Consider the following 15,024-nt stretch of genomic DNA (forward strand, 5'->3'; position numbering starts at 1 on the left):
TAGCACCACTTCAAATTTCTGATGGTTCAATGCTCTTTCGTTGATGGCCCAACTATTCGGCCGCAACCAACCCGGCCATTTCCCGGTTCTTCATCAACTTGAAAATAATCGAATCCATCAGTGCCTGAAACGACGCGTCGATGACATTATCGGAAACGCCGACTGTCCACCAACGGCTGCTATCGCCATCCTGAGATTCTATCAGCACGCGCGTAACCGCCTCGGTGCCACCGTTGAGAATGCGCACCTTGTAGTCCACCAACTCAAGATCGGCGATCTCTTCCTGATAGCGGCCAAGATCCTTGCGCAGCGCAATGTCGAGTGCATTGACCGGGCCGTGACCCTCTGCGACCGACATCCTTGTTTCACCTTCCACGACGAGCTTCACAAACGCTTCCGAAATCGTCTTGATGCTGCCATTGGCATCGTAGCGGCGCTCGACCATGCAGCGAAAACTCTCGACCTTGAAGAATTCCGGCACTGTGCCCAGCGTGCGGCGCGCAAGCAATTCGAAGCTGGCGTCTGCGCCTTCATAGGCATAGCCTTCGGCCTCGCGTTCCTTGACCAGAGCAATCAGCGTATCGAGGCGGCGATCATCACGGGCAACTTCGATACCGCGCCGTTTGAGTTCTGCGATGAAATTCGCCTTGCCACCCTGGTCCGATACCATCACCCGGCGCCGATTGCCGACAGAGTCAGGCTCGACATGCTCGTAAGTCTTTGGTTCCTTGGCCAGTGCCGAGGCATGGATACCAGCCTTGGTGGCAAATGCCGACTGGCCGACATAGGGAGCCTGTGCTTCGGGTGCGCGATTGAGCAATTCATCGAAGGCACGTGACAACCTTGAAACGCCCGCAAGCTGTTCGGTCGAAACGCCGGTCTCAAATCGCTCGGCATAGGCCGGCTTCAGCAACAGAGTGGGAATGATGGTAATGAGGTTGGCATTGCCGCAACGCTCGCCGATGCCGTTCAGCGTGCCTTGAATATGGCGCGCGCCTGCCTCCACCGCCGCCAGCGAATTGGCCACGGCCTGTCCAGTATCGTCATGCGCGTGAATGCCGATATTGGCACCGGGAATGCCAGCGGCAATGACTTTAGCAACAACAGACATGATCTCGCTAGGTTGCGTGCCGCCATTGGTATCGCACAACACAACCCAGCGCGCGCCGGCCTCATACGCGGTTTTGGCGCAAGCCAAGGCGTAGGCTGGATTGGCTTTGAAGCCGTCGAAGAAATGCTCGCAATCGACCATGGCTTCTTTGCCGCTTGCAACGGCGGCATCGACTGAAGCCTTGATGGCGTCCAAATTCTCCTGCTCGGTGCAGCCGAGAGCTACACGGACATGATAGTCCGAGCTTTTGGCGACATAGCAAATCGCGTCGGCATGTGACTGCAAGAGCGTGGCAATGCCCGGATCGTTGGATGCCGAGACGCCGACGCGCTTGGTCATGCCGAAGGCAACGAACTTTGAACGCTGCGTGCGCTTGCGTTCAAAGAAAGCCGTATCAGTGGGGTTTGCCCCCGGATAACCACCCTCGACATAGTCCATACCGAAATCGTCGAGCAGCTTGGCGATAGCGATCTTGTCCTCAACCGAGAAATCGATGCCCGGCGTCTGCTGGCCATCACGCAGTGTCGTGTCGTAGAGATAAAGGCGTTCGCGGATCATTCGCCTACCTTATTCGCTATTACGATGTCACGCATCCGACACGCAAGAATTGATCTCGTCATGAAATAAACGAAAATTACCACAATCAGCACGATAGCTCCAAAAAATGTCCAATTCTGTGATTGTTCATTGTCGAACGTCGCCCAGAATTGAAAAAAGAAGCCAAGTAACAATAAAGGCAATCCAAAATTTGCGTCTATTCTTTGTTCACAAAGCGCCAATATCAAATGCGGATTGTAACCGTAATAAGTTCCTCCCTGTGCGGCGATCATTTTCACGCTGTTGAAAAACAGCGCCTTGGCCAAGAAGAACCCACCAATTATGTCAAATAACAATCCGATCTGTCCGATATGAAGGGGCGGTATCGTCATTTCTTGCCCGCAAATTTATCAGTGGCATAGATCAGCCGGTCGAGAATTCCCGGCTCCGAATAGGCGTGGCCCGCACCTTCGATCAGGAAGAACTCAGCCTTTGGCCAGACCTTGTGCAAGGCCCATGCATTGTGCGCGGGACAAGGCATATCGTAGCGCCCATGAACAATGACGCCGGCAATGTCTTTCAATTTGCCCGCATCGCGCAGCAATTGCCCTTCTTCCAGCCATCCGGCATGGATGAAATAGTGATTTTCGATCCGGGCGAAGGCAACGGCATAATCCTCCTGCCCGAACGGATCGCTGGTTTCAGGCTCCGGCAGAAGGGTTATCGTCTCCCCTTCCCACTGGCTCCAGGCGCGTGCCGCCTCGATCTGTGCCTTGCGGTCCGACCCAATCAGACGCTTGCGGTAAGCCCCCATCATGTCGCCGCGTTCGGCCTGCGGAATTGGAGCCAGAAAACGCTCCCATTTTTCGGGGAACATCTGCGACACACCAAATTGATAATACCAGTCAAGTTCGGCACGGGTCAGCGTATAAATGCCACGCACGACGAGTTCGCTGACGCGTGCCGGGTGGGCTTCAGCATAAGCCAGCGCCAAGGTCGACCCCCAGGAGCCGCCGAAGACGAGCCATTTGTCAAACCCCGCCATTTCGCGCAGCCGCTCGATGTCTGCCACCAGATGCCATGTCGTATTGGCATCAAGCGATGCATTGGGCGTCGATTTCCCGCAGCCGCGTTGATCGAACAAGATGACATCGTAGAGTTTCGGATCAAACAGACGCCGATGTTTCGGTGAAATCGTTCCGCCCGGCCCACCATGCAAAAATACGGCAGGCTTCGCGCCCTTTGTGCCAGCCCGCTCCCAATAGATCGAGTGACCGTCACCAACGTCGAGCATACCCGAGTCGAAGGGTTCGATTTCGGGGTAAAGAGTGCGCAATCGGGTACTCATGGTTTGTCTTCCTGAGGCGGCCATTCGGTCGTGTCGTGGTCGGGGTGCTGGTAGGAAATGAGATCGTGGAGAAAGGCGGCCGCTTCGCCATCAGCCAGGGTGTCCTTCTCAGGCAGCGCGGCTATGGCGTCGACATAAGGCAATTTGGCTTCAATGCCCCACTGGATCACCGGCGCGATGTCGGCTGGGCAATCGAACGCCCCGATGGCGAGTGCAACGCCATCCGGTGCCTCATAGGTAAGCGGCGTGCCGCAATCGCCGCAAAACCCGCGCCGCACCTGATTGGAAGACTGGAAATATTTCGGCGCGCCTCGGGTCCATTCGAACCTGGCTCCCCGCACAGCGACAAGCGGCGCATAGAAAGCGCCAAATGCCTTTTGGCACATGCGGCAATGGCAGACAGATGTGTCTCCCAACGCGCCCTCGACGCGAAAACGAACGGCACCACACTGGCAGCCACCTGAATAAACCGGAAAATTGTCGAGGCTCATCATGATCTCATCCTATTCAGGCAGGTGGCTGGCCGGCGTCTTCGACCATCAGGCCAGCACTGATCACAATATGCTGGCAGACATTGTCGATGTCACGCAGCACATCGTCGTTCCAGAAGCGAATGACCGTCCAGCCAAGAGCCTCCAGTTTCGCATTGCGGGTTCTATCATTTTCGGCACCGGCATGTTGAGAGCCGTCAACTTCCACGACGATCTTGTGCGATGGGCATGCGAAATCGACGATATAGCCAGCAATCGGCAATTGACGACGAAAACCAAGATCCATCAGCCGGTGCGCGCGTAGCTCGTTCCAGAGTTTTAATTCGGCATCAGTCATCACCTTGCGCATTTTTCGGGCGTTGCGGCGGTTCATAGGCGGTACAAGAGCGTGATTCATTGGTAATCACCCCCTCTGCCCTGCCGGGCATCTCCCCTCAAGTGGGGAGATTGGCGGTTTCAGACTTGCGGAATACCTATTGTCGCTGGAGATGGACGAACGCGTTACGGTTGGCTGATCTCCCCACTTGAGGGGGAGATGCCCGGCAGGGCAGAGGGGGTGCCAAAACCCTCGATCACCTTTTCACCTCCCAGGTGGTGACACGCTCGCCTGTAGTGGGGTCCTTGCCATCCTTCAACTGAATGCCCTGCGCGAGAAGTTCGTCGCGGATACGGTCGGCCTCGGCCCAGTTTTTGCGCGATGAGGGCGAGGCGTTCGTTAATCTTCGTCTCGATTTCCTCGCGGGAGACTCCCAATTCACTCAATACCACGGAGTCAGATGCCGATTGAAGTGATTTACGAATTCCGGCTTTCTGCTCTGCACGCAGTGTCTCGCCGATCCTTACAACTCGTTCCTCAAACAGATTCAAAAAATGCACGGAAGCAGCGACGTCAGATGGCTTTCCTTTGCCGCGCTGAATAGCTTGGATTGCTAGCGGCGTGTTTAGGTCGTCATGCAAGGCATCCAATACTTCAGGCAAGATTATCCCGTCCGCTGGCCCATATCGTCGGGCAAGATCGACCCATTTGAAACTGATAACCCGAGCCTCTTCCAGTCTCCTCACCGAAAAATCTATCGGTTCGCGGTAGTGCGTCATCAGCATGGCAAGGCGCAGCACTTCGCCCGGCCATTTTCGCCCGCCGAATGTGTCCGTCTCCAGCAATTGATCGATGGAATAGAAATTGCCCAGGCTCTTGGACATTTTCTGTCCTTCGACCTGCAAAAATCCGTTGTGCATCCATACCTTGGCCATCGTAGGCGTGCCGTGGGCGCAGCGTGACTGGGCAATCTCGTTTTCATGGTGCGGAAAAATCAGGTCCAGCCCGCCGCCATGAATGTCGAATTCTTCGCCGAGATAGGCCGACGACATGGCCGAACATTCGATGTGCCAGCCGGGGCGGCCCCTGCCCCAAGGCGATTCCCAACCCGGTTCATCGGGCGAGGAGAGTTTCCACAACACAAAATCCTGCGGGCTTTTCTTGTGCGCATCGACGGCGATGCGGGCACCTGCTTGTTGCTCGTCAAGCGGACGCTTCGACAATTGGCCATAGTCTGGCATCGAAACCGTATCGAACAGCACTTCGCCTTTTGCTACATAGGCATGGCCGCGCTTGATGAGAGATTGAATCAGGCCGATCATGTCGGTCTTGCCGTCTTCGCGTGGCTGTACAAACTCGGTGGCGCGCGGCTCGAATGTCGGCGGCAGGCAGCCAAGTGCTTTCACATCCTTGTGGAACTGGTCTGCCGTCTTTTCCGTCACGCGCCGGATCGCTTCATTAAGCGAGAGCGCACCCGATGCGATATCGTCGCCAAAGTCGCGCAGAGCGCGCGCGTTTATCTTATCGTCCACATCTGTGATGTTGCGCACATACGTGACGTGATCTGCACCATATATTTGGTTCAAGAGACGAAACAGAACATCGAAGACGATCACCGGACGCGCATTGCCGATATGGGCAAAATCGTAAACGGTCGGGCCGCAAACATACATGCGCACATTTTCGCGGTCGATCGGAGAAAATTCCTCCTTGGTGCGCGTCAGCGTATTGTAAAGGCGCAAGGGTTTTTGGTCTTCAGACATTCGATACCTTCCCGGCAGCAACCGGCTCACAATACACACCGAAATTCAGCCTGCTGGCCGGTTCGTTTGTCCACTTTGAAGGAAAGTTGAAGCGAAAACGTCCGGGCCAGCGCGAAGCTAGCCGATAATCGAAATGCCACATATGGCAAAAGACGTTTTCATGGGCCGCTTTATCGCCTTCGCCTGTGTTGCCGTCAAGACGCACTTTTCATGAAAGCGCCGCATGCCATACCGCGTAGGGTCTGAGTAGGAGATTTGAAACATTTTATTAAACATCTCGGCACAGCGTCGAAACATTCCACGGCCTGGATCGTTAGTGTCACGATTTAGTCGGAATTGATCACCATGTGCGGTGCCGCAAATACAAACGCCAGGAAAGGAACAGAACAATGTTACGAAAACCGGAAGTCCCACAAAGCCAGCAACCGCAACTTGCCAAGCAATACCGCGCCATTGGCGTCGCTGCCGTGGCTGCAGCACTTCTTCACACGACGAAGAAGGAAAAACCTACACAGAAGTTTGTTTCGCCACGCGCGGCCTGAGACCCAGGATAGTATCAAGCCATAGCGGCATGGGTCGAACTGTTGGTGCCATAGCGCCTAAAACAGTGTCATTTGGCTGTCATCAGCGCCGGATCGGCGGCGCTTTGCATCTGGCGGTTCTTCACCGGAACCGATAATTGCCTCCTCCTGTATTTCCGGACCCGAATTTGCAACCTTGTTGACGCGCTCCGTTACAGGGATCGCTTCGAAGAAATCCGGTTCGACCGGTTCCAGCAGGTCAGCAACATCGCGCGGTTCCTGATCATAGCAATTGAGCCAGCGCGTAAAATCCTGTTGCTTGATGACTGCGGGCATCCGCTCATGAATATGAGCAAGGCCGGAATTTGCACGCGTCGTCAAAATAGTGCCGGTATCCATCTCGCAACCGCCTGGTTCAGCGTAGCTTTCCATCAGGCCAGCAAAGGCAATCAAGCCGCCATGCCTTGGGCGTATCCAATATGGCTGTCCTTTTTCCTGCCGCCGCTCGTCTTGCCGGCCGTTTTGCCGGTTTGGCGCCATTCGTAGAAGCCGGATGCAGGCACCAATGCGCGACGATGGCGCATCGCCGTGCGAAACGAGGCTTTCACCGCCGCCTCCTCGGAGCGGGCATTGAACAATAGCGGAAAATTGCGCGTATCCTTTACCCAGGTGGGAATCAGCCCCCAACGCACCAGCATCGCGTAGCGATCCGGCATATTGGAACCGGGAGCACGTGGCGGACCCGCCAGCACCATCATGATCGGCTGAGTCGGCGCGATATTGTAGCGCGGCGCATGGGGATCCGGCCCGATAATACCCATCTGCGCGGCTATCTCGTCTGCCGAACCGGTCAAAGCGAATCGTCCGCACATGGTTGCGCCTCACCAAATTACGTGAATGCTTAAAGTGGCGATGGACTGCTTCACCCGCAACGGATAAAGCGCCATCGAACCGGCAGTCCACAACCGACTGCTCCCATATATGGACCATGATGGATCGTTTGCCAGAAATTCCTGCCGTTTCGGTTGCTGTGATACGTGCCAACCAAGTGCTTTTGGTCAAGCGGGCGCGTCCACCTGCACAGGGCCTGTACGCCTTCCCCGGTGGAAAGGTGGAAAATGGCGAAACACTGGAAGAGGCGGCGCGGCGCGAATTGCTCGAAGAAACCGGGCTGAAGGCCGTACGTTTTCGCCCATTACAGACCTTGATCATCGAAAGCAATCATGGAGACAATTCGCCCAACTACCGGTTGACGGTGTTTGGCGCTGCCTATGCCGGGGGCGAAGCAATGGCCAATGACGACGCGGAAACAGCCAATTTTTACACCTTGGCTCAAATGGAAGTGCTGCCGCTTGCCGGGTCCGTCTTTACCATCGCGCAAGAATTACTGGCTGATCCAGCAACACATGATGCAACTGCGCAAAATCGCCTTGCCGACGACAAATTGTTTCGTCACAAAGACTTATGATGAGCGCACGCCTGTTTCTTGCTGCATATCTTGCCGTTGCGACGGCTGTGTCCGTGCGTCCGGCATTGGCAGTCGAGGCTCCATTTGAACCGGGCCTGATGCGGCTGGCCGAGATACTCGGCTCGCTTCATTTTCTGCGCAATCTTTGCGGCGAGGACGGCAACCAGTGGCGCGGACAAATGGAAATGCTGCTCGAAACGGAAAACCCCGACCCAGAAAGGCGGGCTCGCTTCATCGCTTCATTCAATCGCGGATACCGCTCATTCAGTGGCACATATGCCCACTGTACCGGTTCGGCCACCGAAGCAATCCGGCGCTATATGAAGGAAGGCGAGACGTTAAGCCGTGACATTGCCTCTCGCTACGGCAATTAGCGTCTCGTTAACTTTTCCGACAATGGGCGAGTGCAATCGCCCGCAAGCGTGCTAAAGTCTTAATGGGAAATTAAAGGGGTGCCTCAAGTTTGATCAGTATTTGAATGATCGAGGCTTGTATTGGGTGGTTGTTGCGTATGGAACACAGCGTCAGCGATATCGACGCAATGGTCAGGGAAGAAAAGCGCCTGACTGCCGTCGAAAGTCACAATGAAGCCTGGGCCGAAGGTCTTTCGGCGGGCATCGAACCGGAAATCATAGCCGAAGCCGCACTTGAGACGGCTTTTGGCGAGATATTGCGCGCCAATGGCGAGACGGCGGCCCTGGCCCTGCTGGACCGCATGCGCGAAAAGGTTATTGCCGGTGCTTTTGAACCCGAGCGATTTCGCCACTGAGGCCAATCAGCTTTGACGCGCATATATCCTTTGGGGCATCATGTCCGCCACAATGGAGATGCGGTCAGTGAATTTTACAATACCCCATAAGCGGCGTGGCCTTGGGTTCGTCGTTTGGCTTGTGATGATGTGCAGCGCGACACCCGCCGCCCTTTTGTCGCTCGTGGGGGCGGCGTGGGCGCTCAGCGAAATCAAGCGCGAAGAACTGCCCTCACCTGTTGTTCCACCGGCATCGGACAGCGAAATGGGCTCGCCGAATGCCGTACCCATGCCCGACCCCATCGAGACGACACAGCCGCCATCAAACCAACCCGCCTCTCCCGAAGACAGGGATGAACCCTCGCAGGTGAACCCCGAGGGGCCAAACGACGGCAATGACGTTTCCAACCCTGATGCTGACAGCAACGCGCCGCTTGCCGAAGTCATTTACAACCTCGACAGGCTGCCTGAACCGGTGCGACGGATGCACGATCTCATCGTCGAAGCCTGCAAGAGCGGAGATATCGAGAAGCTGAGACCACTGATCGGCATGGGCAATAGCATGACCCAATTGTCGCTGACGGAAATTGAGGGCGACCCGATCGAATTCCTGAAAAGCCTTTCTGGTGACACTGATGGACAGGAAATCCTTGCCATTATGGAAGAGGTTCTTGGTGCCGGCTTTGTCCATGCTGACGTTGGTAGACCGCAGGAACTCTATGTCTGGCCGTATTTCTTTGCGCTGCCCCTCGACAGGCTCGATCCCCGCCAGCGGGTGGAGTTGTTCAAGATCGTCACCGCAGGCGATTATGACGATATGAAGCAATTCGGTGCCTACATTTTCTACCGTGTAGGTATTTCGCCACAAGGTCAGTGGGCGTTCTTCGTGGCTGGAGACTGACCGGCGATTTGTCAAATTTGCCATCTGGCCGGTTTCCATAGTGCGGGCCATTCCAATCGACCTTTGGCGAAGGTGACGCTTGCGAGTGGCGTTGCGCGGGACTACGTAAAGCCAACTGCTCTCGATTCAGGTCCGCACTCCAATGCCCTTTGCACTTCTCCAAGACCGCGCACTCATTTCCGTCTCGGGGGCAGAGGCTTATCAATTCTTGCAGAATATTCTGACCATTGATCTCGATTCGATTCGCAGCGGCGAAGTCCGATCCGGTGCGCTGCTGACGCCGCAGGGGAAAATCCTGTTCGATTTTCTCATTTCCAGAGATAGCGAAAACACGTTTCTGCTTGAGTGCCGCGAAGACGTTGTGAGCGACTTCATGCGCCGTCTGGCTCTCTACAAACTCCGCACAAAGGCGGAAATAACCAAGCTGGATCAGACATTTGTCACGGCAGCATGGCAAAATGATTCAAGCACTTCGCATCCTGATTCAACTTCGCTGAAGGACGCGCGCTTTAACGATGGCAACGTGATGCGGCGTTATGGTAGCGATGCAGAAGCTGGCGACCTTGCCGGGTGGCATGCCTTTCGCATTGCCAATGGCGTTGCTGAAAGCGGCCGCGATTACCAACTTGGCGATGCCTTCCCGCATGACGTTCTGCTTGACCAGAATGGCGGCGTGGGCTTCAAGAAAGGCTGTTATGTCGGTCAGGAAGTAGTGTCGCGGATGCAACATCGCGGCACTGCGCGTCGGCGCGTTCTGATCGTATCGGCAGGCGATGCCTTACCCCAACCGGGCACTGAACTGACTGCCAATGGTCGTGCCGTTGGGACGCTCGGCTCAGTGGCAGGCAAGCAAGGTCTGGCTATTGTCCGTATTGATCGGGTCAAAGATGCGATGGACGGCGGGCAGGACATTCTTGCTGGCGATTTGCCGGTTACACTGGAAATCCCAAGCTGGGCCACATTTACATTTCCACAAGATGAAACTGCCGCGGAGTCGTTTTGATGGCTGACCGTGCTGGCGCGCCGGTGCGTGCATGGCAGAGGATGCTATCCGGACGCCGCCTTGATCTGCTCGATCCCTCGCCGCTCGATATCGAAATCTCGGACATTGCCCATGGTCTGGCCCGTGTCGCCCGCTGGAATGGGCAAACGCATGGCGATCATGCCTTTTCCGTTGCCCAGCATTCTCTGCTGGTCGAAGCCATTTTCACCGAAATGACCAAGAGCGCCACAGCCGCAGCGAGATTGGCAGCACTTCTGCACGACGCGCCCGAATATGTCATTGGCGACATGATCTCACCGTTCAAGTCGGTGGTCGGCGGCGGATACAAGGACTGCGAGCTTCGTCTTCAAAGCGCCATTCACCTGCGTTTTTCGCTGCCTGCTGAACTTGGCGGGGGACTGCGCAAGGATATCAAACGGGCGGACCAGATCGCTGCCTATTTCGAGGCGACTGTGCTGGCCGGGTTCTCACTTCAAGAAGCCGCGCAGTTCTTCGGGCGGCCCCGCAATATCACTGCCGATAATTTCGACCTCACGCCGCGTCCAGTCATTCAGGCACAAGACGCTTTCCTGAAGCGATTTGCGAAACTCGACCAATTGCGTGCGCAGCAAGTTCGATAGAATAGCTTTTCCACTTACCTGCCCTGCCGGTCCAACCGTTCGAGAAACCACTGGGTCAGCCGTATCCAGACCTCGTCTTTCTCACCAGTATCTTCGCAGCCATGATCGAGATTCGGGTTGTCATTGACCTCAATGACGAAAATGCCGTCACTGGTTTCCTTGAGGTCGACACCATAGAGGCCGTCACCGATGCAGCGCGCGGCTTTTACCGCCGTTTCGATAACTTCGACGGGAGCATCCTTCAAGGTAAAGGTCTTGAAACCACCTTGAACCGGCTTGCCCTTGGCTTTGTGATTGACGATCTGCCAATGTTTCTTTGCCATCAAATATTGAACCGCGAACAAGGGCTGTCCGCCAAGCACACCAACACGCCAGTCATATTCGGTTGGAATGAATTTCTGGGCGATCAGCAGGTCGGAATCCTCCAGCCACTCGCTCGCCAGCGCCTTCAATTCAGGAAAATTCGCACATTTCTTGACGCCACGCGAAAACGAGCTGTCCGGTATTTTCAATACGAGCGGGAAGCCGAGCGATTGTGCGGCAATGTCGAGATCCGACTGGCCCGCAATCATCACGGTCGGTGGTACCGGCACCTTGTTGTAGCTCATCAACTCGTTGAGATAGACCTTGTTGGTACAACGGATCATCGACAAGGGATCGTCGATTACCGGCATGCCTTCCTGCTGGGCACGGCGGGCAAAGCGGTAGGTGTGGTTGGAGATGGATGTCGTTTCGCGGATGAAGAGCGCATCGTAGTTGGCAAGCTTGGCAAGGTCCTTGCGCGTTATCGGCTCAACCTCGACGCCCATTTTCTCGGCAATCCTGGCCCAGTGGCGCAGCGACGCTATTTCGGATGGCGGCAATTCTTCATTCGGATCGACCAGCGTTGCAAAGGTGTAGCGGGCGGGCGTGCGCGTCTTGGTGTCTCTCCATTCACGCCCGGTATAGGTTTCCAGACATTCGAGGAAACGCCTCTCCTCGCCGCCTTTCATACGGACGATCGGATGAAAGCCGATTTTCCTGATAGAAGCCCATTCGCCATTATCGCGGATCGAGACTTCCAGTGATGGCGCGCGAAACCAATCGAACAGAAGTTTCGAAAAGCGGTCCCAGGGCTTTGATGGTCCGATGCCGAAAAAGATGCAGATTTTTCCGGGAAACGGGCTATCCAAATTCTTGCGGAGTCTGTTCAGCGCTTGCTCCAGTTCCGGCAAGGCGTGTTCATAGAGCTTGCGTTCGGACAGGTCGATCATCGTCTCGACTGTCGGAATGACCTTATGGCCACGCGAACTCGCCAGCAGCGAGGCATAGTAGGAGCGCGTCTGGTAGGCATAATTGTTCGATAGATTGATAATTTTTGGCCGCTGACCTCGAAACAGAGCCGGATGAGCAAGATAATCGCGCGTGGTGATGACCTTGTGCGGTGTCGCCACCTGATCGAGGTCGTTGTTCCGTCCAGTGAGGATGACCCAGGTCATTGTCGTTCGCGCTTTCCCAGCATGATGGCCGCGCGCAGACCGTCGCGGCCGAACTGCGCCATTGTCATGAAAATATCGTAGGGGACCGGGATATTGGCCGCGTCCGATACGGTTTCTTCCCTTTCGTCCTCAACCCACGGGTCATGGATCAGGATGTGACTACCGTCGTCACCTATTGCCAGCACCCAATGAGGCACCTTCTTGCCGAACATGAGAAAACCGCTGATCAATACCAGCACCAGTTTGCCTCCAGAGATCGCAGCCCGGATATCGTCAATCGTGAATGGCCGATAGCTGATCGGGATCGCGTAACTGCCCGCGCGCCGGCGAAAGTCCACTTGCGCCAACTCCATGACGCGGCGCTTTTCTTCACTGCGAACTGATTGGAGGAATAACGCTCCATAAAACGAAACGTGGATTTCCGCTGACAACCCGCTTTCATAGGCGCTGACCGCAAGCCCGAACGGCTCGCAGCCTCCCGGCCCGGACATCATGAAGACAGTTGTAGCCTCCCGCCAAAGTCGGATTTCCATGACGGGATCGGGAATGAATGAGCGATCGAAATAGGCCATTGCCATCATCAGGCAACATGGCCCACAGGTGAAATCGCAGGTTTGCTCGTAAAACGGCACGACCGTTGCCACCGGAACGTCGCCGCGCAAGGTTTTTTCGTATCGCAGCGCGGGGGCACCGTCCTCGTAATAGTCGGGTTCACGGCCAATCTTGCGGTAAGAGGCTTGCTCGTAAACCCGGATGGCGCGCTGGTTGTCTTCGCGCACTTCGAGACGCAACAGCATACGCCCATGATCGAAAGCGACATCTTCGGCTGCTTCGAGAAGCTGGCGTCCAATGCCTTTGCCCGATAGATCGGGAGCGGCTGCAATCGAATAGAGACGTGCCACCCCACTGCCCTTGCGAAACAGAACGATTGCATAACCAGCAACGCGACCATTGTGTTCAGCTATCAGGGTTTGCGCCGTCTCGCGCTCGATCAGTTTGCGAAATGAACGACGAGATATGCGGTCGCTATCGAAGACGGCATTTTCGATAGCGGCAAGGGCATCGACATCAGTGGCACGGGCCGTTCGGATTTCGGCAGGCATGCGAGCTGGAAACCCTCAAACTTGGTGGAGAGAACCCTGGTCAAAATAGCCCATGCCATCGCCGAAGCGCCAGCATGTCAAAGCGCTATCGCGCTTCGATTGGGGCCGAATTGTGGCTTGAATCAATGATGGTCAATCGAATTGAGAAGCAATGAAATCGCAGTGTTTTGGAGGCCGGCTGCCAGACATTTTTCAATGCATTCGCAACTCACACATCTCAACTCCAGAGAGTGGACGCCAATTGCTGGTAGGCTCTCTTGGCGACCTCGTTGAGGCGATCCGCGGGCAGCGTGCCAACGACAGCGCAGCCATAGCCCTTGTCCAGCCAATAAACGGCGCTTGGCCCGCCAGCCGCCTGATTGTAAACGCCAGCCGTCTTGCGCGACGATTCCGCCGTGATGAAAACGGAAATTCGATTGCCACTCTCATCTTCGTAGAGCAGCATGGCCGCGTTGTTTGTGCCTGCGGGCAACAATCTTCCACCAACAAGCTGGAAGCCATCTGCGGTGAGGTCTGGCGTCACGAGTTTAAGCCCGACGCGATTGGACAGCCATTTTTGCAGATGATCCTTGTCACTGGCAGGCACTTCCACCGCGTGGCGTTTTTCAGCCGCGTAGATGATATGGGCGGCAATGGCTTCTTCGGCCAACTGATCATCAGATGCTTCGTCATGATTGAGGCCAGAAACAGCGGCGATATAGCCACCCGCTCCGCCAATGGTTAGAAGCGCGATAGAAGCCGCAACAGCAAGCCACCAGCGTGATCTGGAACGCGCCGCCTCTTGCGATGCCTCGCCCGTGACGAGCTTGTGAAGGCGCGCTGGAACCGGTTCATCGAGAACGAGAGCCAACGCACCACGAAGTGCTGCCTGATCGGCAATATAGCGGGTGTTTTTTGCCTGCATATCGGGATTGGCTTCGAGCCAGGCCTCAAAAGCAACACCGTCTTCACCCGGCAACTCGTTGTCGAGTGCCATGTGCAGGTCGAGTTCTGTAAAGTCGCGTTTTGTCATTTCTCGACGACCCTTATCGTGCGTCGCCGCGCGGTGTCGTCGAGCAAGGCTCTCAAATCCTCGCGACCGCGCGAAATGCGCGACATGAGCGTGCCGGCCGGGACGCCAAGAATATTGGCGGCCTCGGCGTAGGAAAAACCTTCTATGGCGACCATAATCAAAGCCGCACGCCTATCGGCACTGATTGCCTGCAAGGCGTTGACAATCTCGCGTGAGGCTATCGTTTCCAATTGCTCGGCAGGGGCGGACAAAGCCTCGTTGGTATCGAGCGAAAGCATTGCCGCTTCGCCTCGACGATCCGTTTTGCGCAACTGGTCGATGAAGAGATGATGCATGATCGTAAACAGCCACCTCCTGGGGCTTTCTCCGGTTTGCCAGTTATCAAGACGGTTCAGCGCACGCTCAAGGCAGTCCTGAACCAGATCGTCAGCGGCATCCCGGTCGCGCAGCAAGGCGCGTGCGTAGCGACGCAAACGCGGTATTTCACCAAGAATCGCAACCTTTTTGCCGTCCATGACCGCCTGTCGAACACCACACCTGTTGGATGCCGATTGAACGCTGCATTGCCTCTCAGCGCAAGCCACCCGCGAGGCAGTCCAACACC

Annotated in this window: 19 protein-coding genes; 7 read left to right on the plus strand and 12 right to left on the minus strand. The window is 55.8% G+C overall.

Annotated elements, in window-relative coordinates:
• Positions 1-52: 52 nt before the first annotated feature.
• The 6 genes from cimA to cysS form a co-directional block, all read right to left on the minus strand.
• Complete coding sequence (gene cimA, locus AC0L7S_RS01665; RefSeq protein WP_473472780.1) at positions 53-1,669, minus strand: citramalate synthase; 1,617 nt, start codon at positions 1,667-1,669, stop codon at positions 53-55.
• A complete protein-coding gene (locus tag AC0L7S_RS01670; RefSeq protein ID WP_473472781.1) occupies positions 1,666-1,974 on the minus strand; it encodes a hypothetical protein in 309 nt (102 codons plus the stop codon). Before AC0L7S_RS01670 ends, cimA begins: the two co-directional genes overlap by 4 nt.
• 62 nt (positions 1,975-2,036) lie before the next feature.
• Positions 2,037-2,996: a prolyl aminopeptidase gene (gene pip / locus AC0L7S_RS01675; RefSeq protein WP_473472782.1), complete on the minus strand. Its 960-nt coding sequence runs from the start codon at positions 2,994-2,996 to the stop codon at positions 2,037-2,039.
• A complete protein-coding gene (locus tag AC0L7S_RS01680) occupies positions 2,993-3,487 on the minus strand; it encodes a GFA family protein (RefSeq protein WP_473474138.1) in 495 nt (164 codons plus the stop codon). Before AC0L7S_RS01680 ends, pip begins: the two co-directional genes overlap by 4 nt.
• A gap of 16 nt (positions 3,488-3,503) precedes the next feature.
• Positions 3,504-3,884: an endonuclease domain-containing protein gene (locus AC0L7S_RS01685; RefSeq protein ID WP_473472783.1), complete on the minus strand. Its 381-nt coding sequence runs from the start codon at positions 3,882-3,884 to the stop codon at positions 3,504-3,506.
• A gap of 104 nt (positions 3,885-3,988) precedes the next feature.
• The gene (gene cysS / locus AC0L7S_RS01690) at positions 3,989-5,566 is read right to left on the minus strand and encodes a cysteine--tRNA ligase (RefSeq protein WP_473472784.1); all 1,578 of its coding nucleotides are present in this window, start codon (positions 5,564-5,566) and stop codon (positions 3,989-3,991) included.
• 389 nt (positions 5,567-5,955) lie between these two features.
• Here cysS and AC0L7S_RS01695 point away from each other — a divergent pair, with 389 nt between their 5' ends.
• Positions 5,956-6,108, plus strand: a complete 153-nt coding sequence (locus AC0L7S_RS01695) for a hypothetical protein (RefSeq protein ID WP_473472785.1) — start codon at positions 5,956-5,958, stop codon at positions 6,106-6,108.
• Positions 6,109-6,165: 57 nt separating this feature from the next.
• Here the strand turns inward: AC0L7S_RS01695 and AC0L7S_RS01700 are convergent, their stop codons facing one another.
• Entirely contained in the window at positions 6,166-6,540 is a 375-nt protein-coding gene (locus tag AC0L7S_RS01700; RefSeq protein ID WP_473472786.1) for an SOS response-associated peptidase family protein, read from the minus strand.
• On the minus strand, positions 6,537-6,959 hold the full coding sequence (locus AC0L7S_RS01705; RefSeq protein ID WP_473472787.1) for an SOS response-associated peptidase: 423 nt from the start codon (positions 6,957-6,959) through the stop codon (positions 6,537-6,539). The genes AC0L7S_RS01700 and AC0L7S_RS01705 overlap by 4 nt, the downstream gene beginning before the upstream one ends.
• Before the next feature lie 116 nt (positions 6,960-7,075).
• Between AC0L7S_RS01705 and AC0L7S_RS01710 the strand changes: the two genes are divergently transcribed.
• From AC0L7S_RS01710 to AC0L7S_RS01735, 6 genes are all read left to right on the plus strand, one after another.
• The gene (locus tag AC0L7S_RS01710) at positions 7,076-7,555 is read left to right on the plus strand and encodes an NUDIX hydrolase (RefSeq protein ID WP_473472788.1); all 480 of its coding nucleotides are present in this window, start codon (positions 7,076-7,078) and stop codon (positions 7,553-7,555) included.
• Positions 7,552-7,929 (plus strand): TIGR02301 family protein, encoded by a 378-nt coding sequence (locus tag AC0L7S_RS01715; protein WP_473472789.1) that lies wholly within the window; start codon positions 7,552-7,554, stop codon positions 7,927-7,929. Before AC0L7S_RS01710 ends, AC0L7S_RS01715 begins: the two co-directional genes overlap by 4 nt.
• A 137-nt stretch (positions 7,930-8,066) precedes the next feature.
• Positions 8,067-8,324: a hypothetical protein gene (locus AC0L7S_RS01720; RefSeq protein ID WP_473472790.1), complete on the plus strand. Its 258-nt coding sequence runs from the start codon at positions 8,067-8,069 to the stop codon at positions 8,322-8,324.
• A gap of 67 nt (positions 8,325-8,391) precedes the next feature.
• Positions 8,392-9,204: a hypothetical protein gene (locus AC0L7S_RS01725; protein ID WP_473472791.1), complete on the plus strand. Its 813-nt coding sequence runs from the start codon at positions 8,392-8,394 to the stop codon at positions 9,202-9,204.
• A gap of 142 nt (positions 9,205-9,346) precedes the next feature.
• The gene (gene ygfZ, locus AC0L7S_RS01730) at positions 9,347-10,207 is read left to right on the plus strand and encodes a CAF17-like 4Fe-4S cluster assembly/insertion protein YgfZ (protein WP_473472792.1); all 861 of its coding nucleotides are present in this window, start codon (positions 9,347-9,349) and stop codon (positions 10,205-10,207) included.
• A complete protein-coding gene (locus AC0L7S_RS01735; RefSeq protein WP_473472793.1) occupies positions 10,204-10,827 on the plus strand; it encodes a hydrolase in 624 nt (207 codons plus the stop codon). The genes ygfZ and AC0L7S_RS01735 overlap by 4 nt, the downstream gene beginning before the upstream one ends.
• Positions 10,828-10,841: 14 nt before the next feature.
• Here the strand turns inward: AC0L7S_RS01735 and AC0L7S_RS01740 are convergent, their stop codons facing one another.
• The 4 genes from AC0L7S_RS01740 to AC0L7S_RS01755 all read right to left on the minus strand — a co-directional run bounded on the left by AC0L7S_RS01740 (position 10,842) and on the right by AC0L7S_RS01755 (position 14,935).
• On the minus strand, positions 10,842-12,305 hold the full coding sequence (locus tag AC0L7S_RS01740; protein WP_473472794.1) for a RimK family protein: 1,464 nt from the start codon (positions 12,303-12,305) through the stop codon (positions 10,842-10,844).
• The gene (locus AC0L7S_RS01745; protein WP_473472795.1) at positions 12,302-13,408 is read right to left on the minus strand and encodes a peptidase C39 family protein; all 1,107 of its coding nucleotides are present in this window, start codon (positions 13,406-13,408) and stop codon (positions 12,302-12,304) included. Before AC0L7S_RS01745 ends, AC0L7S_RS01740 begins: the two co-directional genes overlap by 4 nt.
• 217 nt (positions 13,409-13,625) lie before the next feature.
• Positions 13,626-14,420, minus strand: coding sequence for an anti-sigma factor family protein (locus AC0L7S_RS01750; RefSeq protein WP_473472796.1), 795 nt, complete (start codon positions 14,418-14,420; stop codon positions 13,626-13,628).
• Positions 14,417-14,935 carry a sigma-70 family RNA polymerase sigma factor gene (locus tag AC0L7S_RS01755; RefSeq protein ID WP_473472797.1) on the minus strand — a complete coding sequence of 173 codons (519 nt, stop codon included), beginning with the start codon at positions 14,933-14,935 and terminating at the stop codon, positions 14,417-14,419. The genes AC0L7S_RS01750 and AC0L7S_RS01755 overlap by 4 nt, the downstream gene beginning before the upstream one ends.
• Positions 14,936-15,024 lie beyond the last annotated feature (89 nt).

The organism is Mesorhizobium sp. G2-6-1, assembly GCF_055809095.1.